The sequence below is a fragment of the Corynebacterium tuberculostearicum genome (assembly GCF_016894265.1).
In the GTDB taxonomy this organism is placed as follows: domain Bacteria; phylum Actinomycetota; class Actinomycetes; order Mycobacteriales; family Mycobacteriaceae; genus Corynebacterium; species Corynebacterium tuberculostearicum_D.
Genome location: NZ_CP069791.1, coordinates 758771 through 783354, shown reverse-complemented (window position 1 = coordinate 783354; position 24584 = coordinate 758771). Strand labels below are relative to the sequence as shown.

The 24584-nt window shown below is 59.1% G+C and carries 16 protein-coding genes; 5 read left to right on the top strand and 11 right to left on the bottom strand.

The window, feature by feature from the left end; all coding sequences use genetic code 11:
* Nucleotides 1-110: 110 nt before the first annotated feature.
* The 3 genes from I6J28_RS03845 to I6J28_RS03835 are packed head-to-tail and all read right to left on the bottom strand — an operon-like array spanning nt 111 to nt 2404.
* Nucleotides 111-890 carry an ABC transporter permease subunit gene (locus tag I6J28_RS03845; RefSeq protein ID WP_204610908.1) on the bottom strand — a complete coding sequence of 260 codons (780 nt, stop codon included), beginning with the start codon at nt 888-890 and terminating at the stop codon, nt 111-113.
* Between the two features lie 6 nt (nt 891-896).
* On the bottom strand, nt 897-1880 hold the full coding sequence (locus tag I6J28_RS03840; protein WP_204610906.1) for an ABC transporter ATP-binding protein: 984 nt from the start codon (nt 1878-1880) through the stop codon (nt 897-899).
* Nucleotides 1881-1909: 29 nt separating this feature from the next.
* Nucleotides 1910-2404, bottom strand: coding sequence for an NUDIX domain-containing protein (locus I6J28_RS03835; RefSeq protein ID WP_204610904.1), 495 nt, complete (start codon nt 2402-2404; stop codon nt 1910-1912).
* 70 nt (nt 2405-2474) lie between these two features.
* On the opposite strand from I6J28_RS03835, the gene I6J28_RS03830 reads away from it, so the two are divergent.
* Genes I6J28_RS03830 through I6J28_RS03820 form a run of 3 tightly spaced genes read left to right on the top strand, consistent with a single transcriptional unit; the run spans nt 2475 to nt 7518 of the window.
* Nucleotides 2475-3920: a hypothetical protein gene (locus I6J28_RS03830; protein ID WP_204610902.1), complete on the top strand. Its 1446-nt coding sequence runs from the start codon at nt 2475-2477 to the stop codon at nt 3918-3920.
* Nucleotides 3920-4933, top strand: coding sequence for a glutamate ABC transporter substrate-binding protein (locus I6J28_RS03825; RefSeq protein WP_204610900.1), 1014 nt, complete (start codon nt 3920-3922; stop codon nt 4931-4933). Before I6J28_RS03830 ends, I6J28_RS03825 begins: the two co-directional genes overlap by 1 nt.
* A complete protein-coding gene (locus I6J28_RS03820) occupies nt 4930-7518 on the top strand; it encodes a serine/threonine protein kinase (RefSeq protein ID WP_204610898.1) in 2589 nt (862 codons plus the stop codon). Before I6J28_RS03825 ends, I6J28_RS03820 begins: the two co-directional genes overlap by 4 nt.
* Before the next feature lie 89 nt (nt 7519-7607).
* Here the strand turns inward: I6J28_RS03820 and I6J28_RS03815 are convergent, their stop codons facing one another.
* The 4 genes from I6J28_RS03815 to pta form a co-directional block, all read right to left on the bottom strand.
* Nucleotides 7608-8162, bottom strand: a complete 555-nt coding sequence (locus tag I6J28_RS03815) for a PIN domain-containing protein (RefSeq protein WP_275431221.1) — start codon at nt 8160-8162, stop codon at nt 7608-7610.
* A complete protein-coding gene (locus I6J28_RS03810) occupies nt 8162-8608 on the bottom strand; it encodes a helix-turn-helix domain-containing protein (RefSeq protein ID WP_204610896.1) in 447 nt (148 codons plus the stop codon). Before I6J28_RS03810 ends, I6J28_RS03815 begins: the two co-directional genes overlap by 1 nt.
* A gap of 137 nt (nt 8609-8745) precedes the next feature.
* Nucleotides 8746-9969, bottom strand: a complete 1224-nt coding sequence (locus tag I6J28_RS03805; RefSeq protein WP_005329836.1) for an acetate kinase — start codon at nt 9967-9969, stop codon at nt 8746-8748.
* The gene (gene pta, locus I6J28_RS03800; protein WP_204610894.1) at nt 9970-11331 is read right to left on the bottom strand and encodes a phosphate acetyltransferase; all 1362 of its coding nucleotides are present in this window, start codon (nt 11329-11331) and stop codon (nt 9970-9972) included.
* A gap of 228 nt (nt 11332-11559) precedes the next feature.
* Here pta and I6J28_RS03795 point away from each other — a divergent pair, with 228 nt between their 5' ends.
* Both I6J28_RS03795 and I6J28_RS03790 read left to right on the top strand, forming a co-directional pair.
* On the top strand, nt 11560-12921 hold the full coding sequence (locus tag I6J28_RS03795) for an FAD-dependent oxidoreductase (RefSeq protein WP_204610892.1): 1362 nt from the start codon (nt 11560-11562) through the stop codon (nt 12919-12921).
* Between the two features lie 3 nt (nt 12922-12924).
* Complete coding sequence (locus I6J28_RS03790) at nt 12925-13407, top strand: GNAT family N-acetyltransferase (RefSeq protein WP_204610890.1); 483 nt, start codon at nt 12925-12927, stop codon at nt 13405-13407.
* On the opposite strand, the gene purT is transcribed toward I6J28_RS03790, so the two are convergent.
* The 4 genes from purT to I6J28_RS03770 form a co-directional block, all read right to left on the bottom strand.
* Nucleotides 13404-14756, bottom strand: a complete 1353-nt coding sequence (gene purT, locus I6J28_RS03785; protein ID WP_204610888.1) for a formate-dependent phosphoribosylglycinamide formyltransferase — start codon at nt 14754-14756, stop codon at nt 13404-13406. The genes I6J28_RS03790 and purT overlap by 4 nt on opposite strands.
* A 151-nt stretch (nt 14757-14907) precedes the next feature.
* Nucleotides 14908-15765 (bottom strand): class F sortase, encoded by an 858-nt coding sequence (locus tag I6J28_RS03780; RefSeq protein WP_204610886.1) that lies wholly within the window; start codon nt 15763-15765, stop codon nt 14908-14910.
* 155 nt (nt 15766-15920) lie between these two features.
* The gene (locus tag I6J28_RS03775; RefSeq protein WP_430516389.1) at nt 15921-23426 is read right to left on the bottom strand and encodes a VaFE repeat-containing surface-anchored protein; all 7506 of its coding nucleotides are present in this window, start codon (nt 23424-23426) and stop codon (nt 15921-15923) included.
* A gap of 733 nt (nt 23427-24159) precedes the next feature.
* Complete coding sequence (locus I6J28_RS03770) at nt 24160-24483, bottom strand: malonyl-CoA-ACP transacylase (RefSeq protein WP_204610884.1); 324 nt, start codon at nt 24481-24483, stop codon at nt 24160-24162.
* Nucleotides 24484-24584: the final 101 nt, after the last annotated feature.

Genomic DNA, 24584 nt, shown 5'->3' with positions numbered 1-24584 from the left:
GGCTTAGCCACCAGCCTCAAAGGAAAGCTGTTGCGGAGACGAGAAACCGCCCCGACAGGCAGCCACTGAGCTGCCATCCGGGGCGGTAAAGAGCTTAAGCGGTGAGATGCTTAGGCGTCGCGCTTTTGTAGCAAGATGACACCAAGGACCCACAGGATAACGGCCCAGGCAACAAATACCAGGCAGAATCCCCAGTTTTCCTTCCACGGAGCATCAACCGGTTCCATTTCCAGCAGCCAGGACTGGAAAGACTTAAACGGCATATAGTTCACCAGCTTGCTGCCGACCTTGGGGATGGTGGCTACGAGATTGTCCACGCCAAGGAAGAGGATGAGGCCGATAGCCACGGCACCAGCCGTCGAGCGCAGCAGCAGTCCTAGGCCTTGTGCGAAGAGGACAAGGAGCGCGGCGGCTAGCGGGTACTTCCACAGCTGCTTTTGGCCCATCTCATCGTCCCAAGGGTGGAATTGCGCGGCTACCTCATCGTGGGCAAAAAGCTCGGTAAGCAGGTAGGCGCCCGCTACGGCGATAAAGGTCAGCGCGGCTGCGATAACCGCATACATGAGCAGCTTGACCAAAGCCACCGACCAGCGGCGCGGGGTAGCCATAAACGTGATGGTTTGCGTGCCATAGCGGTACTCGGTGGTCACGATCATGATGGCCTGAATCATGAGCACGGGCAGGCCGAGGAACAATAGGAAGGACACCGCACCATCCGAGGTGATAACTCCCATGCCCATCGCTGCCTCTTCAGGGGTTTCTGCCGGCTTAGTCAAACGAGCATTGAGGATGGCCCAACCCCAGGCAAAGAAGAGGAAGATGAAGGTGGTCCACCAGAAGGAGCGGGTGGTGTGCAGCTTGGTCCATTCGGACTTCAAGGTATTCAGCATGGCGAATTAAACCTCCTGCTGGGTGGGTCGAGCGAACGGAGTGGCGGCGCCAGCGGTTCCGGGGTTGGGGGCGCCAGTGGAGCCGTGGTACTGGACAGCGTCGCCAGTAAGCTCCATAAAAGCGTCCTCCAAGGAGGCGCGCTTGAGGCTGAGCTCATTAAGCGGCACCCCGGTGGAGTAAGCCAGCTGGCCCACAAAATCGGTGGTCTGGTTGGAAATCACCAGGCGGGGGCGGCCTTCCTCGTCGGTGGACTCGGTAAAGGCGATGCCCTCGGCACGCAGCGCGGAGCTAAAGGCATCGAGATGGTCGGAGCGCACCAGCACGGAGGACTGCGAGTGGTCCTTCACAAAGTCATAGGTGGGCTGGTCCGCCACCAAGCGGCCCTTACCAATGACCACGAGGTGATCGGCGGTCTGGGACATCTCCGAGAGCAGGTGGGAGGAGATCAAAATGGTGCGGCCTTCATCGGCTAGGGCACGCACGAGCTGGCGGACCCAGCGGATGCCCTCCGGATCGAGACCATTGACCGGCTCGTCGAGGATGAGGATGCCCGGGTCACCGAGCAGCGCACCGGCGAGGCCCAGGCGCTGGCCCATGCCGAGGGAGAAGCCGCCGACCTTCTTACCGGCGACGTCGGAAAGCCCTACCAGCCCCAAGACCTCGTCAACGCGGGAAGTAGAAATGCCGTTGGACTGCGCAATCCATTTCAGGTGGTTGGCGGCGCTGCGGTTGCGGTGCACCGCTTTGGCATCGAGCAAGGCGCCTACCTCACGCAGGGGCTCCCTCAGCTCGTGGTAGTGCTTGCCGTTGATGCGCGTCCTGCCGGCCGTCGGCGTGTCCAAGCCCAGGATCATGCGCATGGTGGTGGATTTGCCCGCGCCATTGGGACCCAGGAACCCGGTGACCATGCCGGGTTTTACCTGAAAGGTGAGATCATCAACGGCGCGGACAGACTTATATTGTTTAGTCAGTCCTTCTACTTCGATCATGGCACTAGCGTGCCATAAATCCGGCAACTTTACCTGTTTAATGCCTCCACGCTCTCCCGCAGGGCGGGAAAGGCGTGGCGGAAGGCGGCCAGAAGGGGGAGGCTTTCTACCTCCTCAAAAGGCACCCAGCGCAGCTCATAGGACTCTTCATTAGCTGTAGTAGGAAGCGGGGCGCCAGTGCGCGTGCGTGCTAGGACGGTAGTGTAGGTCCACTCCCCCGGCAGATCCCCCGCCGCGGGATAGGGCCCGGCCGTTACTCGCGCGTCGAGCACCTCTACGTCCTGGGGTGCAATCGCGCATTCTTCATGGGTTTCACGCAGCGCGGCCTGGGTAGGCGTCTCCGCAAAATCGCGGGCGCCACCCGGAATTCCCCAGGTATCGCCGTGATTGGTCCACGCGGCGCGGTGCTGGAGGAGCACCTTGCGCCCGGCGACGAGGAACAGGCCGGCGGCACCAAATTTTCCCCAGACGCGAATGCCGCCGGGGCCTGCCGCCCAGCCGTCTCCACTGTGAGGGTTATGCATGCTGCCTATCCTAGCCACACACGCGGGTATATGGTGGCGCCCAGCACACTGCGGGCGCTATTCTAAGTGAATGACCGAGCAGGCAGTCCGGGCAGAAAGCGTGCACGACGAGCACGCTCACCCGAGCGATCACTGGCTCGATGAGGTCACCGCGCCCACCGGCCCGGCCTTCAGCGGGCTCAGTAGCCGCGCCATGGAATGGTTCGCGGGCCCGGCGCGCCTGCTGCGCCGCTTTTACTACTTCGCCTCCACCACCCCGGGCAAGCTTTTTACGGTCACGCTCATTCTCACCGTGGCCCTAGGCGCCGCCGGCTTATCGATGTCCCAATCTTCCGCCGCCCGCCATTCCGACCTAGACGAGCTGCTGAGCACCACCGAGCCGATGTCGAACGCGGCGCACCACCTTTATAGTTCGCTTTCGGTGGCCGATACCGTGGCCACCACCGGCTTCGTGCAGGCCGGTGTGGAATCAGAGCAAAACCGCGATAGCTATAACGAAGCCATTGATGCCGCTTCGGTGGCAGCCACCGAATCCGTGCTGGGTACCACGCAGGAAGACGGCCGTGTGCGCGAGCTGGTGACGTTTATCCAACGCGAGCTCCCCGTCTATACCGCAATGGTGGAAAAGGCCCGTGCCAACCACCGGGCGGGCAATGCGGTGGCCAATTCTTATATGTCCAATGCCTCGGCCCTGATGCGCGAGCATATCCTGCCGGCTGCCTCCGAGTTGTTCCAGCTGACCACCGCCAAGGTAAATCAGCAACAGCAAGAGCTCACCTCGCCGCAGTGGGTGCCACTCTCCGGCCTCTTGGCGGCGCTCTTCTTCCTCGCCGTGGCCCAATGGTGGCTGTGGCGCCAGACCCGCCGGCGTTTTAACCGCGGCTTCTTAACGGCCAGCGTGCTGCTTTTCTTGGCCATCTCCTGGGTGGCACTATCCAACCTCGCCACCTGGTCCACCGGCCACCAGGGCTTTGAGACGGCCTCGCGCCCGTGGGATTCGCTCACGGCCTCGCGGATTGAGGCGCAGCAGGCGCGCACCTCTGAGACCCTGGCACTGGTGCTGCGCTCCTCCGAGGAGGATTCGATGGTGCGCTTTTCCAGCTCCATCAACTCCATCGAAGGGGCCCTCGAGGATTATGAAGAAGCGCTCAATGATGAGGACGTGGAGGTCACCGACCCAGAACTCATCCACAGCGCCCGGGCGGCCGCCGAGCAGTGGCGCGGTACCCACGACAAGCTCATGGGTGCGCTCAAAGACGGCGACTATGACGAGGCCATCTACCAGGCCACGGCGACCGAGCCCAAGAACGGAGAGATGACCGCGGCGCGTTCTTATGATGAGCTCGACGCGGATCTCTCGGATCTCATTGGCCAGGCGCGCATCGCCATGCGCAGCTACTTGGAGCGCGGACTGACCGCCATGACTGCGGTGTCCTCGGCCGTGTTCCTGCTGACCTTATGCGCCATTATTGCCGTGTGGCTGGGCATCCGTCCTCGACTGCAGGAGTACCTCTAATGCGCCGCACACGCCTTACCCTCGCCACGCTTGCCTGCGCCTGCGCCGCGCTGCCGCTCGCCTCGTGCGATGTTCGCTCCACCCCGCCGCTGGAGGCGCCCGCCGAGCACGCCCTCGATTCAAAACCGGGCCCACCGCTGCCGGAAGGCGCGGAAATTGAAAAGGCCGGATCTACCGCAGCTCACCGTGCCTCTGATGAGGAAATCAGGGGCAGCTACCGCCCAGATGATAGGAAGGCGAAGGAGCGGGTGCCGGACATCGTCAAGCGCGGCCGTCTCATCGTGGGCGTGGACCGTTCCAATAACTTGCTGAGCTACCGCGATGCCGCCACTGGTGACGTGCGCGGCTTCGAGGTGGATATTGCCCGCGAGATTGCCCGCGATATTTTCGGTGACCCGAATAAGGTGGACTTCCGCTTCGTGGAATCCTCCGACCGCGTCGATGCCCTCCATTCCGGCGCGGTGGACATGATTGTGCGCACCATGACCATTAGCCCGGAACGCGAGCGCGACGTGGCCTTTTCCATTCCCTATATGAGCACCCAAACCCGCATGCTGGTGCTTACCAATTCCGGCATTAAGTCCGTGAAGGACGCCGCCGGTAAGACCCTATGCGGTGTGGGCGCGTCCACCGCGCTGGAAACCATCCGCGAACACGCCCCCAAGTCCGATATCTTGGTTACCCGTTCCTGGGGCGATTGCCTGATGGCCTTACAGCTCAACCAGGCCGATGGCATCGTCGTCGATGATGCCTTGCTCTCCGGCATGGCCGCCCAAGACTCCTATACCTCCATCGTGGGCGAGCCGCTAGAGACCGAGAATTACGGCGTGGCCGTCCGCCGCCCCAGCAAGCAGCATGACACCCGCCCGCTGCTGCGCCAAATAAATTCCACGCTCGAACGCATCCGCCGCGACGGCACTTGGTCAAGAATCTTTGAGGAGTGGCTCGGCACCTACCTGGAAGAGCCCACCCTGCCGGCCGGAAAGTACATCGAGGAGGACGCTAAGCCATGAGCCATAACCCGAATTTCAGCGATGACGAGCTCGAGTACATCGAGCCGGAGAACCTCGATACCCAGCGCGCCTTCCGCCAGCCCACAAATGCCGCCAATTCCGCGCAGGAGCCGGATGCGCTGGACGATGCCCCCTCGGGCGACAGCCCCTCGGACGAGGGCCCCGCCACCGCTGCCGTTGCTTTCGACCCCTTTGCGGACGAGGACGAAGAGGGCACTGCAGCCGTGGCCTTCGATCCCTTCGCCGATGAGGATGAGCCCGGCGATGACGCCGGCACTTCCGCGGTTGCCTTCGATCCCTTCGCGGACGAAGACGAGGACGCCGATGGTTCCATCGACCCAGACCATATCTCCAGCCTTCTGGCGGATCTGGATAATATCCGCGCCCAACGCGAACAGCAGCGCGCCCAAAAATCCCAAGAGGACTCCTCGCAGCGCTCGCGCCGCCGCGCGCTCGATACCTTCCGCGAGCGCCGCGGCACCCACCGCTCCGAGCGCCGCGTGGCCGATGGCATGGTGCGCCTGCCGTTTATCACCCCGGCCGAGCCGACCGATGCTCTCATTGACCCCACCGAAGAATCCTCCGGCAAGAAGATTCCGCCACCACAGCTACAGCCCGGTGACATGGTGGCCGGACAGTACGAAATCTTGGGCGTTATCGCCCACGGCGGCATGGGCTGGATTTACCTGGCCAATGACCACTTTGTCTCCGGAAGAGTGGTGGTCCTCAAAGGTATGCAGGCCCAAAAATCGGCCGATGAAACCGCCGCTGCGGTGGCAGAACGTGAATTCCTCGCCGATATTACCCACCCTGGCATCGTCAAGATTTTCAACTTCATCGATGACGCCCGGGTGCCCGGCGGCTTTATTGTCATGGAGTATGTCGGCGGGCCGTCGCTAAGAAGCAGGCGCAAAAAGCAGCCGGATAAGCTCCTGCCGGTTGATATCGCCATCGCCTATATCCTAGAAATCCTGCCGGCCCTGGAGTACCTGCATTCGCGCGGGGTGGTCTATAACGACTTAAAGCCGGATAACATCATCGTCACCGAGGACCAGGTCAAACTCATAGACCTGGGCGCGGTTTCCGGCATTGGCGCGTTTGGCTATATCTACGGCACCAAGGGCTACCAGGCCCCGGAAGTAGCCACCGAGGGTCCTTCCATCGCCAGCGATATCTACACCATCGGCCGCACCTTGGCTTCGCTCTGCCTCAAGCTGCCCACCGAGGACGGCGTCTACCTGCCCGGCATCCCCACCCCGACCGAGGAGCCGGAGCTGCGTCGCTTCCTGTCGCTCTACCGCCTGTTGCAGCGCGCCACCGACCCGGATCCGGAGCGCCGCTTTACCTCCATCAAGGAGCTGCGCACCCAGCTCTACGGAGTGCTGCGCGAGGTCATTGCCATCCGCGACGGCCTGCAATACCCCTCCCAGCACTCGCTGTTCTCGCCGCAACGTACCACCTTTGGCACCAAGCACCTGGTGTTTCGCACGGATCAGCTTATCGACGGCATCGATCGCACCGTCCAAATCACCGCCCCCGAGGTCGTCTCCGCCCTGCCTACCCCGCTGCTAGACCGCGATGACGTGGGTGCCGGCCTGCTGCAGGGCGCTTCCTATGCGGAGCCACAGGAGGCCCTGGAGACCCTCCGCCAGGCCATGCAGACCCCCGAGTACGAGCACTCGGCCGAAATCCCGCTGGGCGTGGTGCGCTCCATGATCGACCTAGGCTATACCGGCCAAGCCCGCCAGTGGCTGAGTTCCATCGAGGACCGCCTCGGCCGCGACTGGCGTTTCCAGTGGTACGCCGGCATCACCGAGCTGCTTCACGACGACTACCGCGACGCCCAGAAATACTTCTCCACCGTCCTCGATCTTCTGCCGGGCGAGGCGGCGCCCAAGCTCGCCATCGCCGCCATCAATGAACTCATTCTGCAGCAGCTGGACTACAGCGATACCGCGCTTATTGACCCCACCGTGGCCCGCGCCTGCTCCAATATGCATTCCACGCTGGCCGATCTCCCCAACTCCGCCTTTGAGGGCCAGCCGGAAATCTGGAACCACGTCACCCAGGATCCGGCCGCGCTGCGCTTTAACTCCATGCGCCTCTACGGCATTGTGTGGTCCACCAACCCCACCACCGTTTCCTCTTCCTTTGGCCTTGCCCGCCAGCTGCGCTCCGAGGGCCAGGTGGAGGTAGCCGTTGTGGTTCTCGACAAAGTACCCAATGCCTCGCGCCACTATCGCATGGCCCGCTTGACGACGATCCTCCAGCTCATCGTCCACGACCTCTCCGAATCCCGCATCCGCCGCGCCGCCCGACGCCTCGAAGAGGTCCCCACCAACGAGCCGCGCTTCCTCCAGATCAAGATCGCCGTCATCTCCGCCGGCCTGAATTTCCTGCGCAATGCCGATCTCTCGCGCGCCGCCTCCCCCAACGACCTCTTCGAATACGCCTTTACCCAGCGCGGCCTGCGCACCGGCCTCTCCGAGACACTCCGCGCCCTCGCACGCCAAGCACCGTTTAGCCGCCACCGCTACGCACTCGTTGACCTAGCCAACCAGGTCCGCCCCGTCACTACCTTCTAATCGCTACACAGGATCGTACAGCCGCCCCACAAGCGGCACATCCTCTAGGCCATCCTGCGCTGCAAAAATCAGACTGCACGTTTAAACATTTAAGAACGAAGCATTTCAACTGACCTCGGTGTTCCCGTTAACGCTAATGCCGTTAGGATCTCGTCCACACTTCGCGGTGGCTTTTGAAACGTGGCAGCCGCGTCCTCAATCGATTGCTGCACAGTCGCGGGCGAAGAAGCGATCAACTCGCACAAGAACTCATCGGCGCTCTGCCGTCTAATGCCAAAACCATCAAGAATGGAACAAGGAAAGTCTTTTGCATTTTCAGTAATGATACTTTGAGCACCACAACTAATTGCTGCCGCTAGGACATGCCTGTCATTCGGATCTGGTAGCCATAGATCATCGATTAATTCCTCGTATCCAGTCACAAGACAGTCCTCGACCGCTAAACACATCAATCTACGGGTGCGGGATAACTTCTTAGGGTTTAAATCAGGGCGATTGCGCTGCAAGTTGAAAAAGACTTCATTTAGGATTCTCTCCGTCCATCGGGCACGGAATACACCGCTACCAGCCACCCTTATCAGGACATCACGGAGCATGCTCGGGTAGAGCACATTGGCGTCATAAACTACCGTCAACCGCCCCACTAATATAGCTCCAGGTCCTCCGATAAGGCTGTCAATTCAGCTACGGCACGGCGCTGACGGGCATCTCTTTCATTCTTGTATTTCTGCAGATCCGCAAGACTCACACGCCGATGGGAACCTACTTTGTAGCCGGGAAGGCTCCCTTCATCAATAAGCTTTACAACGTGTGGCCGCGAAACATTGAGAAAGTCTGCTGCCTGTTGCGTGGTGAACTCGGATTCCTCGGGCACTACGCGGACCGATTTCCCTGCCGCTTCGATGGCGAGAACTTTCTGCAGGGTTTCGGCGATCTCTCGCGGAATTGCGATTATTTGCTCGGTTCCATGCACGAATATATCCACTGGTGCCGGTGAATCTTTTGTCTCCAACACAGAATTGAGCCTTGATAAAGCCTCTTCCGCTGGGCTGGTATCCCGAGTTGCCCCGCCATTTTGTAAGTCCTTCATACCCTCACCTTACAGAATAAACGAAATAACCGAAACGCTTGCTGTAATAGGTTCAGAGATAAAAAAGAGGCATGCGGTCCCTTGTGGATCGCACGCCTCTCGTTCACATTCCAGCTTCTAACTGGCCGTGAAAGTCTTTACTTGTAGAGCCCAGCCTCACGCGCCATTGCGGCGATTTCGGCGGACTTCTGAGCGATAGCCAGCTCCTCGTTGGTCGGAACGACAAAGACCTTGACCGGGGAATCCTCAGTGGAGATCATGCGTGGCTGGTCGGAACGGACCAGGTTGCGCTCCTTATCAAAGTGAATGCCATACATATCCAGGTTGTACAGGGAGTCCTGACGGACCTCGGTATCGTTCTCGCCCACACCGGCGGTAAAGGTGATGGCGTCCACGCGGCCCAGGGCAATCATGTAGGAACCGATGAAGCGGCGCAGCTGGTGGATGTAGATGTTATAAGCCAGCCAAGCGTCTTGGTCCTCGTTGTCGATGCGCTCGCGCAGCGTACGGAAGTCGTTAACGCCAGAGATACCCTTGACACCGGACTGCTTGTTGAGCAGGTTATCAATCTCATCCACGCTCATGCCCGCCTGGCGAACGAGGTGGAAGATGATGCCCGGGTCAATGTCACCGGAACGGGTACCCATAGCCAGACCAGCCAGCGGGGTCAGGCCCATCGAGGTATCGATGGCGCGGCCATTGCGGATGGCTGCAGCGGAAGCGCCGTTGCCCAGGTGAAGAGTGATCTGGTGGGTGTGCATCGGGTCGCGGCCCAAGAGAGCCGGCACCTGCTGGGAGACGAACTCGTGAGAGGTGCCGTGGAAGCCGTAGCGACGGATATCGTACTTGGATGCCACCTCATTATTGATGGCATACAGCGCAGCTGCCGGCGGCAGGGTGTTAAAGAACGCGGTATCGAAGACGGCAACGTGCGGAATATCCGGCAGCATCTTGCGGGCCACGCGGATGCCGTCCAGGTTGGCCGGGTTGTGCAGCGGAGCCAGCGGGATGAGGTCTTCAATCATGGACTCAATCTGGTCCACGATGAGCTGTGGCTCGGAGAAGAGGCGGCCGCCGTGAACAACACGGTGACCAACGGCGATAACATCCACGTCGGTTGGGCCAACGTTGTGCTCGCTCATGATGGCAAAAGCGCGCTCAAGGCCGAAGGAGTGAGTAGGGATTTCCAGCTCTTCCTTGTACTTCTCGCCACCGGTCTTGACGGTGACGGCGCCGAGGGGCTCGCCAACCTGCTCGACCAGGCCAGAGACCAGCGGCGTATCCGTGGCGCTGGACTCGGGATCGACCAGCTGGAATTTAACGGAGGAAGAACCTGAGTTAAGGACCAGAACGTATGACATTTATTTCTCTCCAGCCTGAATAGCGGTGATTGCAACGGTGTTGATGATGTCCGGAACGGTCGCGCCACGCGACAGGTCGTTTACCGGCTTGTTCAGGCCCTGCAGGATCGGGCCCACGGCGAGCGCGCCGCCGGTGCGCTGTGCCGTCTTGTAGCCGATATTGCCGGCCTCCAAGTCTGGGAAGACGAAGACGTTGGCCTGACCGGCAACGTCAGAATTCGGCATCTTCTTAGCCGCAACGCCTGGGTCGCAGGCGGCGTCGAACTGCAGCGGACCATCCACCTTGACGGAAGAATCCAGCTTCTTGGCGGCTTCGACGGCGGCCACTGCACGGTCAACGTCCGGTCCGGAACCGGAAGTGCCGGAGGAGTAGGACAGCATGGCCACGCGTGGGTCGATGCCGAACTGGGAGGCGGTCTGTGCGGAAACGATGGCGATCTCGCCCAGCTGCTCGGCAGTAGGGTTCGGGTTGACGGCGCAGTCACCGAAGGCCCACAGGCGGCCACGCATGACCATCAGGAAGATGGAGGAGACCACGGAAGCGTTCGGCTTGGTCTTAATGATCTGAAAGGAAGGCTTGATGGTGTGGGCGGTGGTGTGAGCAGCACCGGAGACCATGCCATCGGCCAAGCCCTTGTGCACCATCATGGTGGCGAAGTAGGAGATGTCCTTCATCGTCTCGCGAGCCTGCTCGAGGGTGACGCCCTTCTTCTTGCGCAGCTCGGCAAAGTCGGCGGCGAATTCCTCTGCCAACGGGGACTCGAGGTGGTTGATGATCTCGGCACCAGCCAGGTCGAGCTTGAGCTCTTCGGCACGGGCCTTGATATCAGCCTCGTCGCCCAGGATGGTCAGCTTGGCAACCTTATCGCGCAGCACCACGTGGGCGGCCTCGAGGATGCGGTCATCGTCACCCTCTGGCAGAACGATGTGCGAACCGGCGGCGCGGGCCTGGTCAATGAGCTGCTTCTGGAAGAGGTCTGCGGACATGACCGGGGAGACGTCGCCAAGCGCAGCAAGTGCGCCCGGAACCGCTTCCAGATCGGTGAAGATGCCAGCGACGGTAGCCCCCAGGGATTCCGCATTGTGCTGGGCAAGCTCGCCGGTGCGCTGCGGGGCGCCGGAAATGATGGCCAGCGGCAGGCCAAGGGCGGCAGCTACCTCAGCATCGAAGGCGATATCGCCGGTGCCCTGCGCCACGATGTTCTCAGCGGCGGGAGCCTCAGCAAGTACGGCGGCGACGGTGGCATCGAAGTCTTCGAGGCGGATGAGCTCCGCGCCTAGGTCTTTAGCCAAGGCGGGCACGTCGAGGCCATCGAAGCCACGGCCGATAGCGCTAATAACTGCGGAATGGGATGCAGACATGCAATTTACCTTTCAGTCACGGTCACTTGAACACAATTAACGCGTGTCATAACTTCATGTCAGCCATCACAGTTATTAACACGCGGTGACTATTCCACTGTACGCGATTTACCCCCTCCTATGCCCCATCGTGACCTCCCTAAACTGGGGTTAGTAACGCTGTGGTTTTTATCGCATAGTGACCGCGTAGAATATGCAGCACAACGAAAGAAAGGACTCCCTAAGCACATGACTACCCCAGTGCGCGTCGCCGTGGTCGGCTCCGGCCCGGCAGGCATTTACGCCTCTGACCTTCTAGTGAAATCCGACCTCGATGTGCAGATCGATCTTTTTGAAAAGATGCCGACGCCGTTCGGTTTGATCCGCTACGGCGTGGCACCGGATCACCCGCGTATTAAGGGCATCGTGCAGTCCCTGCACAACGTTATGGAAAAGGAAGAGATCCGCTTCCTAGGCAATATCGAGGTGGGCAAGGACATCACCGTCGAGGAGATGCGCGAGTATTATGACGCCATCATCTTCGCCACCGGCGCCACCGCCGATAAGCGCATGGGCATCCCGGGCGAGGATCTCAAGGGCAACCATGGCGCCGGCGAATTCGTGGGCTTTTATGACGGCAACCCCAACTTCGAACGCGATTGGGATCTCTCCGCAGAGTCCGTCGCCGTGGTTGGTGTGGGCAATGTCTCCCTCGACGTCTCCCGCATCCTGGCTAAGACCGCGGACGAGCTGCTCGTGACGGAGATCCCCGATAACGTTTATGAGGCGCTGAAGAAGAACCGCGCCAAGGAGGTCCACGTCTTCGGCCGCCGCGGCCCGGCGCAGGCTAAGTACACGCCGAAGGAGCTCAAGGAGCTGGACGAGTCCCCGACCATCGAGGTCATCGTCAACCCCGAGGACATCGAGTATGACGCCGCCTCCGAAGAGGCCCGCCGCACCGCCAAGTCCACCGACCTGGTATGCCAGACCCTCGAGTCTTACGCCATGCGCGAGCCGGGCGATGCCCCGCACAAGCTCTACATCCATTTCTTCGAGTCCCCGGTAGAGGTATTGGGCGAGGACGGCCACGTCACCGCCATCAAGACCGAGCGCACCGAGCTCAATGGCGATGGCTCCGTAACCGGTACCGGCAAGTTCACCGAGTGGCCGGTGCAGGCCGTCTACCGCGCGGTGGGCTACCACCCGCAGTCCGTCGACGGCGTACCTTTCGACGAGACCCAGGCCACCATGCCTAACGACGGCGGCCACGTGCTGGCCAATGTCGACGGCGAGAAGCTCCCTGGCCTCTACACCACCGGCTGGATTAAGCGCGGCCCAGTAGGCCTGATTGGCAATACCAAGTCCGATGCCAAGGACACCACCACCATGCTCATCGCCGATTACAAGGCAGGCGACTTAGAGCCGGCCACCAAGCGCGATCCGCAGGATATCCTGGACTTCCTGGCTTCCCGCGATATCGCCGTGACCACCTGGGAGGGCTGGCACCGCCTGGATGCCGCCGAGCGCGCCGCTGGCGAGCCGCACGGCCGCGAGCGCATCAAGATCGTCGAGTGGGACGAGATGGTCAAGCACGCCGGCCCGCAGGCCTAATCCGTGCCGCATATCATTTCCGCCGCGCCCCTGGGGCAGCTGGCGGCCTTGGACGTCCACCAGCTCTACAAGCTGCGGGTGGACGTCTTTGTGCACGAGCAGCGCTGCACATACGCCGAGATTGACGCCACCGACGCCGATCCCCAGACCGTGCACCTGCTGGCCTGGGACGCAGACACCCACGAGCTGCTTGGCACGGCCCGCGTCTTTCCGGCCGCGCCCACTGACGCCGCGCTTGCCGACGCCGCCGGCGCCCAAATCGGCCGCTTCGCACTCGCGCCCGCCGCGCGCGGCACGGGCCTCGGCCGGGAACTCTTCCAGGCGGCCGTCGACCTAGGCGAGCGCATGCACCCAGGCCAGCCGCTCTACCTGGAGGCGCAGGCCGGCCTCGTGGATTATTACGCCGGCTTTGGTTTTACTCCGGTAGGCGAGCTATTCGACGACGAGGGAGTCCCCCACCAGCCGATGCTGCGCCCCGCTTCCTAGTCGGCGTCGTCCACGCCGGAGGCGAGCTTCGGGTCGAGCTCCACGCCGCCCTCGTACTCCACGACCTCGATATCGGGGACATTGTCCGCCTCCGGCTCGATGCCGCGCGCACCGCCCTGGGCCAAAAGGCCCGGCGTGGAGGTCACCTCGATCTTGTGCGCCGCTAGTGCTGCGCGGTCGCGCGCCTCTTCCGCGCTTTCCGCGGTGGCAGACACCAAGCCCATGCGACGGCCCTTGTAGGCCCCGGGCTTGCCAAAGAGTTTTACATCCGTTTCCGCGTAGTTGAGGGCCGCGGCGATGCCGGTATAGGCAACCTCATTTAGCTCCTCATCCGCATGGATGACCACGCTGGCACCCGGGGTGACCAGGGTGGCGTCGATGGGGTAGCCCAAAATCGCGCGCGCATGCAGGTCAAAGGCGGAAAAACGCTGGGTATAGCAGGTCAGCATCGCCGTATCCGAGGGCCGCGGGGAGACGGAGGAAAAGTACACGTCATCGCCAGCGACGAAGAGCTCCACGCAGTACACGCCGCGCCCGCCCAACTCATTAGAGATGCGCGCGGCCACCGAGCGTGCGTTTTCCAGCGCGATCTCGCTCATGCCCGTAGGCTGCCACTCCTCCACGAGGTCGCCGCGCTCATGGCGGTGACCGATAGGCTCGCTAAACCACGTGGCCAGCTTGCCCGTGGCCGGATCGATGGACCGGATGGCCAGCAGGGTAACCTCGAGGTCAAAGTCCACGAAGCGCTCGGCCACCACGCGCTGCGAGTCCGAGGACACCCGCCGCACGGTCTCCCAGGCCACCCGCACATCGTCCTCCTCGCGGGCAATCATGTGGCCCTTGCCGGAAGTGGACACATCCGGCTTAATAATGCACGGAAAGCCCAGCTCCCCCACCGCTTCCTCCAGCTCCTCCAGAGAGCTGGCAAAGCGGTATGCCGAAACCGGCAAGCCGATATTCTCCGCCACCTCGCGCACGCACTGGCGGTCCTGCGTCATGGCGCAGGCACGAGCGGAAGGCACCACGATGGCGTCACTTTGCGCTTCCATCTCCTCCAGTGCTTCTACCGCTACGGTTTCTACCTCCGGAACCACAAAATGCGGCTGAATCTCTTGGGCCAGCTGCAGGATGCGGCCGGTGTCCTTGATATCGGCGACGTAGCTAAACTGCGCCACCTGGTGCGCCGGTGCGCCCGCATACGAGTCCACCGCGTGGACCTCAAGGCCCAGATTCTGGAAGGACATGGCCAGCTGCTTGCCCAGCTCGCCCGAGCCCAGCAGCAATACCTTGGTGGCATTGCTAGTCAGCGGCGTGCCAATATGACCGGCGATCTCTCCTGGATTATCCATGAAAATGCTCCTTCTAAGCCGCAGGCAGCGGCGTTTACTGCCCTAAATTATTTCATATTTAGGTCCCAACCCCACCACCTACATGCCAGGTGAGCCGGATAAGCAAAGGCGCCCTGTGGGCAATTCCACAGGGCGCCTTAAAAGGTTCAGCCTAGGCTGCAGGTGCCTCAGCCGGTGCCTCGGCTGGGGCTTCGGCCGGAGCCTCCCCTGCCGGCTGCTCGGCGGGCTGCTCTGGCTCGCCTACCGGCTCCGCCACGGTAATGATGTTGTCCTCATAACCCAGCGCGCCGCCAACAAACTGGCCGCCGCAGGTAATGAGAACCAGGCGGTTCTCGCCTTCCTTATCATTAACCACGTCCGGGAATCCGGAGCCCTTAGGCAGGCGGTACGGCGCCTCAGTTACGCGGAAGGTGCGCTCCTGGCCGTCGATGACCACGGTAAATTCCTGGTCCTTCTTCAGCTTGGTGAACTTCTCCGCATAACCGGTTCCCTGGCCCTGGTAGTTAATGTGGCCGGTAATCACACTCGAGCCCACGTTGCCCGGCTCACCCGGCACAGCGGAGGCGGAGTACCAGCCCACGCGGGTGACGTCGTGTGGCGGAAGCAGCACGCCCTGGTCCGTGACCTGTACGGGGTCTACGGCCGCATATTCGCCATCGATACCCACGGACATGCCCTCAAAGCCCTTGAACTCACCAGGCGCGGCCTCATACTCGTGCTCCTGCTGGCCCGAATCATCCACGAAGGCATCGGATTTCGGCCCGGATTCCTCCGGTGCGCTCTCGCTGGCTACCGTCTCCGGCGCCGAGCCGGCCTCATCCTCATCATCGCGCGCCAGGTACAGCACTACCTGCAGCAAGACCAACGCCACCGCAATGATGGCCGCGATAATAGCGATCAGCTTGCCACGGCCCATGCCCTGCTTGCCGACGCCCCCTTCTTCCCTACTCGCCGGATGCTGCGACATTCCATTGTCTTCTGGCTGCTGTGGTTGCGCGTGCTTTCCCATAGCTAGCTTCCTCTACTTCCTCGATTTGTCTACCTTGTGCAGGTTATATGCAAATCCCCTCCAGCGTGTGCAGTCACACCCTGGAGGGGATTTTTGGTGTTTAAGTCTCAACCCCGGTGGGGCGACCCGCGGGCCGCCGCACCGATGCTTATGGACTACTTGATGTAATCCTGCATACCCGGCTCAAGCTCGGTTGCGCCGGACGGTACGGACTTAATCTCAACGCGGTCAGCGTTGGATGGCAGTGCGTTACCAGTCTCTTCAGGTTCCTGACCTTGGACCTCGACGCCACGGCCGTGTCCATTGTCAGAGTTGCCGCCCTGAGGAGCATCCTGACCCTTGTCCTCGTGACCATTGTCAGAGTTGCCGCCCTTAGGAGCATCCTGACCCTGGACCTCGTGACCATTGCCACCATCGTGGTTACCGGTGTTGTCACCGTGGCCACCGTTGTGGTTGCCATGATCCTTGTGGTCGAAGTGATCCTTGATGATCTTGCCCAAGCCGATGCCCGGAATCAGGATGAGCCACCACTTATTGTCCTTGGAGGAACCGTGGGAGGATCCGCCGTCGCCCGGCTCCTGACCCTCAACCTCGTGGGAGGTTACGGTCTGGTCCTCATCATTGATGTCCTTGTGCTCAGCGATGTGGTTCGGATTCTCCGGAGTGGTATCCGGGGTGTCCTCACCCTTCTCGTTGACCTCAGTGGAGGTGAGCTCCTCGAAGGCAACCGCAGCCTCAACCGGCTCGGTCACATCATCATTGACGGTGATGGTGACAGCCTCAGTGCCATTAGCGCTCTCCGGGGTGAACTTGTGACCCTTAGTCTCACCAAGAACGGTCTTACCGTCCTCCTTGGAAATCAGCTGCGCATCCAGAATGTATTCCTTACCCGGAACCAGACCCTCGTAAGAAACCTGGTCCACAACCTTGGCACCAGCAACAACCTCACGCAGGCCACCCTCGAAGTCAGCGTTAGTGGAAACCTTCGGAGTCTTCTCAGAACCCTCAGAGGTCACAGTCTGATCTTCGTCATCGATGTCCTTGTGCTCACCAACCGGATTCGGGTTGTCCTCATCGGTCGGGTTGTCCTCACCGTGCTTATCCACCTGAGTGGAAGTCAGCGTCTCGAAGGCAACCGCAGCCTCAACCGGCTCGGTCACATCATCATTGACGGTGATGGTGACAGCCTCAGTGCCATTAGCGCTCTCCGGGGTGAACTTGTGACCCTTAGTCTCACCAAGAACGGTCTTACCGTCCTCCTTGGAAATCAGCTGCGCATCCAGAATGTATTCCTTACCCGGAACCAGACCCTCGTAAGAAACCTGGTCCACAACCTTGGCACCAGCAACAACCTCACGCAGGCCACCCTCGAAGTCAGCGTTAGTGGAAACCTTCGGAGTCTTCTCAGAACCCTCAGAGGTCACAGTCTGATCTTCGTCATCGATGTCCTTGTGCTCACCAACCGGATTCGGGTTGTCCTCATCGGTCGGGTTGTCCTCACCGTGCTTATCCACCTGAGTGGAAGTCAGCGTCTCGAAGGCAACCGCAGCCTCAACCGGCTCGGTCACATCATCATTGACGGTGATGGTGACAGCCTCAGTGCCATTAGCGCTCTCCGGGGTGAACTTGTGACCCTTAGTCTCACCAAGAACGGTCTTACCGTCCTCCTTGGAAATCAGCTGCGCATCCAGAATGTATTCCTTACCCGGAACCAGACCCTCGTAAGAAACCTGGTCCACAACCTTGGCACCAGCAACAACCTCACGCAGGCCACCCTCGAAGTCAGCGTTAGTGGAAACCTTCGGAGTCTTCTCAGAACCCTCAGAGGTCACAGTCTGATCTTCGTCATCGATGTCCTTGTGCTCACCAACCGGATTCGGGTTGTCCTCATCGGTCGGGTTGTCCTCACCGTGCTTATCCACCTGAGTGGAAGTCAGCGTCTCGAAGGCAACCGCAGCCTCAACCGGCTCGGTCACATCATCATTGACGGTGATGGTGACAGCCTCAGTGCCATTAGCGCTCTCCGGGGTGAACTTGTGACCCTTAGTCTCACCAAGAACGGTCTTACCGTCCTCCTTGGAAATCAGCTGCGCATCCAGAATGTATTCCTTACCCGGAACCAGACCCTCGTAAGAAACCTGGTCCACAACCTTGGCACCAGCAACAACCTCACGCAGGCCACCCTCGAAGTCAGCGTTAGTGGAAACCTTCGGAGTCTTCTCAGAACCCTCAGAGGTCACAGTCTGATCTTCGTCATCGATGTCCTTGTGCTCACCAACCGGATTCGGGTTGTCCTCATCGGTCGGGTTGTCCTCACCGTGCTTATCCACCTGAGTGGAAGTCAGCGTCTCGAAGGCAACCGCAGCCTCAACCGGCTCGGTCACATCATCATTGACGGTGATGGTGACAGCCTCAGTGCCATTAGCGCTCTCCGGGGTGAACTTGTGACCCTTAGTCTCACCAAGAACGGTCTTACCGTCCTCCTTGGAAATCAGCTGCGCATCCAGAATGTATTCCTTACCCGGAACCAGACCCTCGTAAGAAACCTGGTCCACAACCTTGGCACCAGCAACAACCTCACGCAGGCCACCCTCGAAGTCAGCGTTAGTGGAAACCTTCGGAGTCTTCTCAGAACCCTCAGAGGTCACAGTCTGATCTTCGTCATCGATGTCCTTGTGCTCACCAACCGGATTCGGGTTGTCCTCATCGGTCGGGTTGTCCTCACCGTGCTTATCCACCTGAGTGGAAGTCAGCGTCTCGAAGGCAACCGCAGCCTCAACCGGCTCGGTCACATCATCATTGACGGTGATGGTGACAGCCTCAGTGCCATTAGCGCTCTCCGGGGTGAACTTGTGACCCTTAGTCTCACCAAGAACGGTCTTACCGTCCTCCTTGGAAATCAGCTGCGCATCCAGAATGTATTCCTTACCCGGAACCAGACCCTCGTAAGAAACCTGGTCCACAACCTTGGCACCAGCAACAACCTCACGCAGGCCACCCTCGAAGTCAGCGTTAGTGGAAACCTTCGGAGTCTTCTCAGAACCCTCAGAGGTCACAGTCTGATCTTCGTCATCGATGTCCTTGTGCTCACCAACCGGATTCGGGTTGTCCTCATCGGTCGGGTTGTCCTCACCGTGCTTATCCACCTGAGTGGAAGTCAGCGTCTCGAAGGCAACCGCAGCCTCAACCGGCTCGGTCACATCATCATTGACGGTGATGGTGACAGCCTCAGTGCCATTAGCGCTCTCCGGGGTGAACTTGTGACCCTTAGTCTCACCAAGAACGGTCTTACCGTCCTCCTTGGAAATCAGCTGCGCATCCAGAATGTATTCCTTACCCGGAACCAGACCCTCGTAAGAAACCTGGTCCACAACCTTGGCACCAGCAACAACCTCACGCAGGCCACCCTCGAAGTCAGCGTTAGTGGAAACCTTCGGAGTCTTCTCAGAACCCTCAGAGGTCACAGTCTGATCTTCGTCATCGATGTCCTTGTGCTCACCAACCGGATTCGGGTTGTCCTCATCGGTCGGGTTGTCCTCACCGTGCTTATCCACCTGAGTGGAAGTCAGCGTCTCGAAGGCAACCGCAGCCTCAACCGGCTCGGTCACATCATCATTGACGGTGATGGTGACAGCCTCAGTGCCATTAGCGCTCTCCGGGGTGAACTTGTGACCCTTAGTCTCACCAAGAACGGTCTTACCGTCCTCCTTGGAAATCAGCTGCGCATCCAGAATGTATTCCTTACCCGGAACCAGACCCTCGTAAGAAACCTGGTCCACAACCTTGGCACCAGCAACAACCTCACGCAGGCCACCCTCGAAGTCAGCGTTAGTGGAAACCTTCGGAGTCTTCTCAGAACCCTCAGAGGTCACAGTCTGATCTTCGTCATCGATGTCCTTGTGCTCACCAACCGGATTCGGGTTGTCCTCATCGGTCGGGTTGTCCTCACCGTGCTTATCCACCTGAGTGGAAGTCAGCGTCTCGAAGGCAACCGCAGCCTCAACCGGCTCGGTCACATCATCATTGACGGTGATGGTGACAGCCTCAGTGCCATTAGCGCTCTCCGGGGTGAACTTGTGACCCTTAGTCTCACCAAGAACGGTCTTACCGTCCTCCTTGGAAATCAGCTGCGCATCCAGAATGTATTCCTTACCCGGAACCAGACCCTCGTAAGAAACCTGGTCCACAACCTTGGCACCAGCAACAACCTCACGCAGGCCACCCTCGAAGTCAGCGTTAGTGGAAACCTTCGGAGTCTTCTCAGAACCCTCAGAGGTCACAGTCTGATCTTCGTCATCGATGTCCTTGTGCTCACCAACCGGATTCGGGTTGTCCTCATCGGTCGGGTTGTCCTCACCGTGCTTATCCACCTGAGTGGAAGTCAGCGTCTCGAAGGCAACCGCAGCCTCAACCGGCTCGGTCACATCATCATTGACGGTGATGGTGACAGCCTCAGTGCCATTAGCGCTCTCCGGGGTGAACTTGTGACCCTTAGTCTCACCAAGAACGGTCTTACCGTCCTCCTTGGAAATCAGCTGCGCATCCAGAATGTATTCCTTACCCGGAACCAGACCCTCGTAAGAAACCTGGTCCACAACCTTGGCACCAGCAACAACCTCACGCAGGCCACCCTCGAAGTCAGCGTTAGTGGAAACCTTCGGAGTCTTCTCAGAACCCTCAGAGGTCACAGTCTGATCTTCGTCATCGATGTCCTTGTGCTCACCAACCGGATTCGGGTTGTCCTCATCGGTCGGGTTGTCCTCACCGTGCTTATCCACCTGAGTGGAAGTCAGCGTCTCGAAGGCAACCGCAGCCTCAACCGGCTCGGTCACATCATCATTGACGGTGATGGTGACAGCCTCAGTGCCATTAGCGCTCTCCGGGGTGAACTTGTGACCCTTAGTCTCACCAAGAACGGTCTTACCGTCCTCCTTGGAAATCAGCTGCGCATCCAGAATGTATTCCTTACCCGGAACCAGACCCTCGTAAGAAACCTGGTCCACAACCTTGGCACCAGCAACAACCTCACGCAGGCCACCCTCGAAGTCAGCGTTAGTGGAAACCTTCGGAGTGTCGTTCTCGTCGTCACCAGGGGTACCCGGCTCGTTAGGCTCGGTCGATTCAGAAGGCTCGGTCGGCTTATCCGGGGTCGTCGACTCGCCGTCCGAAGGCTTGTCAGACTCAGAGGTCTCGGAAGCCTCAGAAGACGTGGTCTCTACAGACTCAGACTCAGAAGGCTCGCCGGACTCAGACTCAGACGGCTCTTCAGACTCGGAAGGCTGCTCGCTCTCAGAATTACCCGGCTCCTCAGACTCGCTGGTCTCGCTAGTCGTCGAGGTAGAGGAATCCTCAGAGGAAGAAGGCGTAGAGGTTTCGACCTCGCCACCGCCACCAGGCGTATCCGGAACGTCAGTTTCCCCGGTAGGCGTAGAGGTGGTGGTCTCCGGAGTGGTGGTCTCGGAAGGCTTGTCAGACTTTACGGTCTGGGCCTTGTCCTCGATGTTGGTGTGGTCGGCGATGTCATTCTTCTCACCAGTGGTGGAATCCTCGCCGTCCTTGTTAACAGCAGTAGAGGTCAGGTACTCGAAAGCAACTGCCTCATCAACAGCCTCGGTAACACCCTCATCAACGGTGATCTTAACCTCTACCTCGCCCTCAGAAGCAGAAGGCACGAAGGTCTTCTCACCGTGGCCGATTACCGGGTACTCACCGTTGTCATCCTTGACCTTGGAACGCAGCTCTGCATTCAGAGTGTATTCCTTGCCAGCAACCAGGTCGTTGTACTTAACCTTATCGGTGATGACGGTGCCAGCCTTAATCTCATCGCCCTCAGCCTTCTCAGCCTTGGTGCCGATGGATGGCTCCATCTCGGAGGTTACGGTCTGCTTCTCATCGTCGATGTCGCGGTGATCGGTAATCTTCTTCTCTTCATCAGAGTTCGGAGTTTCCTTACCGTTCTCGTCGACCTGCTTGGAGTAGAGGTCCTCGAATGCGACGGCCGCCTTGATGACGCCCTCCACATCGTCGTTGACCTTGATGTCAACGACCTGCTCACCGGCAGACTTCTCCGGGGTGAAGGTTACATCGCCCTTGCCGACGACCTCGTGCTCACCCTTATCATTCTCAGCCTTGTTACGCAGCTCAGCCTTCAGGGTGTATTCCTTACCAGGAACCAAGTCGGTGTAGGTAACGGTGTCCTTGACGGTGACGCCAGCCTTTACCTGCTTAGCGTTGTCAAGGTCAGCGTTGGTCTCAATGGACGGGGTCCACTTGGTGTTAACGGTCTGCTTCTCATCGTTGATGTTTTCGTGAGTAGCAATCACGTTTTCATCGGTGGAGCCAGTGGTCTCGTTGCCGTCCTTATCTACCTCGGTAGATACCAGCTTCTCGAAGGCAACCGCAGCGTCGACAGCCGGATCTGCCTTGTCGTTGACGGTAATCTCAACGTCCTTTTCACCGGCGGACTCTTCCGGAACCAGTTCCTCGGAGCCTTCACCCAGTACGGTTTCGCCATCTTCCTTGGAGATCAGCTTTGCCTTCAGGGTGTACTTCTTTCCCGGAACAAGGTCTTTATACGTCACAGTGTCAATAACCGTGGCGCCCTTTTCCACACGGTTTCCGTCCTTGATGGAAGCTTCCGTTTCAATCTTGGGCTCAAGATCCTTTTCCTGCTCGCTAGTAGTAGGAGTCGGTTCTGGATTAGGTACTACATCAGTCGTCTTATCCGGAGTCGTCTCGGAGGTGGTGTCCTTCGGAGTGGTCCCCTCAGAACCAGACGGCTCAGGATTCTCGGTCGTTCCGCTAGGAGAGGTCTCACCACCCGGGTTCTCAGGAGTAGTCACGTTAGATGGCTTCTCCTCAGAAGTTGTGGGCTCTTCAGAGCCACCACCATTGTCAGGCAAACCAGGCTGATCAACTGGGACTACTCGCTGACCACGACCTTTATGAATATTCCATACACCGTCCGGGCCGACAATAGTAATAAAGGCGTCAGCCGGCTGACTCTCAATAGTCACCGACGGGTCAACTTCAAACCATGTATCTAGGTCATCATTTTTACCAGAGTCGCTTATAATCCGGAGGCCCGTGACAGAAGTGAACTCGTCCTCACTGCCCGTAAAAGCCGCAAAGCGGTCGGGGTCAACAACGCCGTCCCCCCGAATGACCTTAATAGCCTCTGAGCGACCAGCAGCATCCGAGACCAAAGCAGCCAAGTAAACACTGTAGTTCGCGGTAAGTTTCTTATCCCCTGCCTTAGTAGCATCACGAAGCTTCATCGCCACACCAATCGCAGCGTCTTGATACTTCGGATCGTCAAAGCGGAGAGCACCGGCCGTCGACTTGTGGTAGCTCCGATTTACATCAGCTGGGTCCCGGGTTGTGAAATCAATACACCACGCCCAACCAACATCATTGCCGGTTTGCTTAGATTTAGGTTGTCCCTCCGGTACACCAGCCCATACGAGTGGACCCCACGTTGTATCACGCCCGTCTTTCACATGATGGGGACTAAGTGTCTCATTCGGCACGAAGTCGGTAGGCTCAGCAGCCTCCGCCTTGCCACCCGGAACGGCGACCATGGCCGCAATTACCGCAATTGCAGCAAGCACTGCGGTAAAGACCATCCACCCCTCTCGGGATATGTTTTTCAATCTACTCATTCTTTCCTCTTCGAGCGGTACAAATACTTACATTCGTTTTCCTGTACAGCGAATGTTTTCGCTGAGCAGAACCTGAAATTGAGACTTGAACGCACTCCAGTTAATCAGGGTTCTGAACCCAAATCTGAATTAACTCTTATTGTGCTCTCAGCATAATATCACGGAAAAATTTAAAGCTCCAGCCAGAAAGTTTTAGAAAACTGCACGTTATGCAGGATTTCTAATTTCATACCCACAGGTAAATGTGCTTATTTCCACGGTCAACCTAGTTTTAAATACATATGTTCGATGTACCCTAGGCCTTCCCTAAGGTCGGGGCGCCACGCCAATGGCTTAATCAATACTACGATTAGTTTTGACAAAAGCCGTGTGAACACTTCTATGCGCTACGTTTTGTCTAATTTCGTGCAAATTCAAGGGTTTGATTTGCGTGCAATTTCTTCGGGTTACTCCGGGACCATCCATAGAAAGTTGGTGTTACAGGTGTGACTGGAGAGCACTCAATAGGGGTGCACACACGTTCGGCGCATAGGAGGCGTAGTAATCCTTAACCTATTGCCATTCACCTTCAAGAAGGCATATGTGAGCGAAAACTCTGCCTAGGGTCATCACAGTCACGCTTAGGGGTCTCGCACAAGGTCGAGGGAGAATTGGGCAAAGAAAAATCCGCACGTGCGTCGGCAAACGGATGCTTTACCGAGGCCGCAGTGCGGATCCTGGAATGAACTAAGCCTTAAAGAACGACAGTGACCTGGTAGCCCTTTTCCTGCAGGAGCTGGGAAACTGCCTCAAAGGTATCGCCATCCTTGTCCGGGTTGTAGGTCTCCGGGTTCAGGGCAATATTGGCGGTGTCGCCCTCGTAGCGGACGCTGATGAACTCGTAGCCGGCCTTGGCATGGGCGGCGTCGATAAGAGCCTGCACGTCATCGTTGGCGCCCTGCTCAGCAACAGCAACCTGCTCTGACTCAGGTGCCGGCGCAGCCTCCTGTGCCGGGGTGCCCAGGCCGAAGAATCCCATAATGGTGGCAAGCAGGCCGCTCAAAAGCTTAACAATCATTACAGTAACTCCCTGTGTTGAAATACGCGGGAATAGGGTCCCCGAAAGCTGAAAAACTCTCTGCATTTAAAACAAGCTTAACTTTATATTAGTTTTTGATT

Coding starts and splice junctions, on each gene's coding strand:
- I6J28_RS03845 (WP_204610908.1), bottom strand. CDS start 890: ATGCTGAATACCTTGAAGTCCGAATGGACCAAGCTGCACACCACCCGC.
- I6J28_RS03840 (WP_204610906.1), bottom strand. CDS start 1,880: ATGATCGAAGTAGAAGGACTGACTAAACAATATAAGTCTGTCCGCGCC.
- I6J28_RS03835 (WP_204610904.1), bottom strand. CDS start 2,404: ATGCATAACCCTCACAGTGGAGACGGCTGGGCGGCAGGCCCCGGCGGC.
- I6J28_RS03830 (WP_204610902.1), top strand. CDS start 2,475: ATGACCGAGCAGGCAGTCCGGGCAGAAAGCGTGCACGACGAGCACGCT.
- I6J28_RS03825 (WP_204610900.1), top strand. CDS start 3,920: ATGCGCCGCACACGCCTTACCCTCGCCACGCTTGCCTGCGCCTGCGCC.
- I6J28_RS03820 (WP_204610898.1), top strand. CDS start 4,930: ATGAGCCATAACCCGAATTTCAGCGATGACGAGCTCGAGTACATCGAG.
- I6J28_RS03810 (WP_204610896.1), bottom strand. CDS start 8,608: ATGAAGGACTTACAAAATGGCGGGGCAACTCGGGATACCAGCCCAGCG.
- I6J28_RS03805 (WP_005329836.1), bottom strand. CDS start 9,969: ATGTCATACGTTCTGGTCCTTAACTCAGGTTCTTCCTCCGTTAAATTC.
- pta (WP_204610894.1), bottom strand. CDS start 11,331: ATGTCTGCATCCCATTCCGCAGTTATTAGCGCTATCGGCCGTGGCTTC.
- I6J28_RS03795 (WP_204610892.1), top strand. CDS start 11,560: ATGACTACCCCAGTGCGCGTCGCCGTGGTCGGCTCCGGCCCGGCAGGC.
- purT (WP_204610888.1), bottom strand. CDS start 14,756: ATGGATAATCCAGGAGAGATCGCCGGTCATATTGGCACGCCGCTGACT.
- I6J28_RS03780 (WP_204610886.1), bottom strand. CDS start 15,765: ATGGGAAAGCACGCGCAACCACAGCAGCCAGAAGACAATGGAATGTCG.
- I6J28_RS03775 (WP_430516389.1), bottom strand. CDS start 23,426: ATGAGTAGATTGAAAAACATATCCCGAGAGGGGTGGATGGTCTTTACC.
- I6J28_RS03770 (WP_204610884.1), bottom strand. CDS start 24,483: ATGATTGTTAAGCTTTTGAGCGGCCTGCTTGCCACCATTATGGGATTC.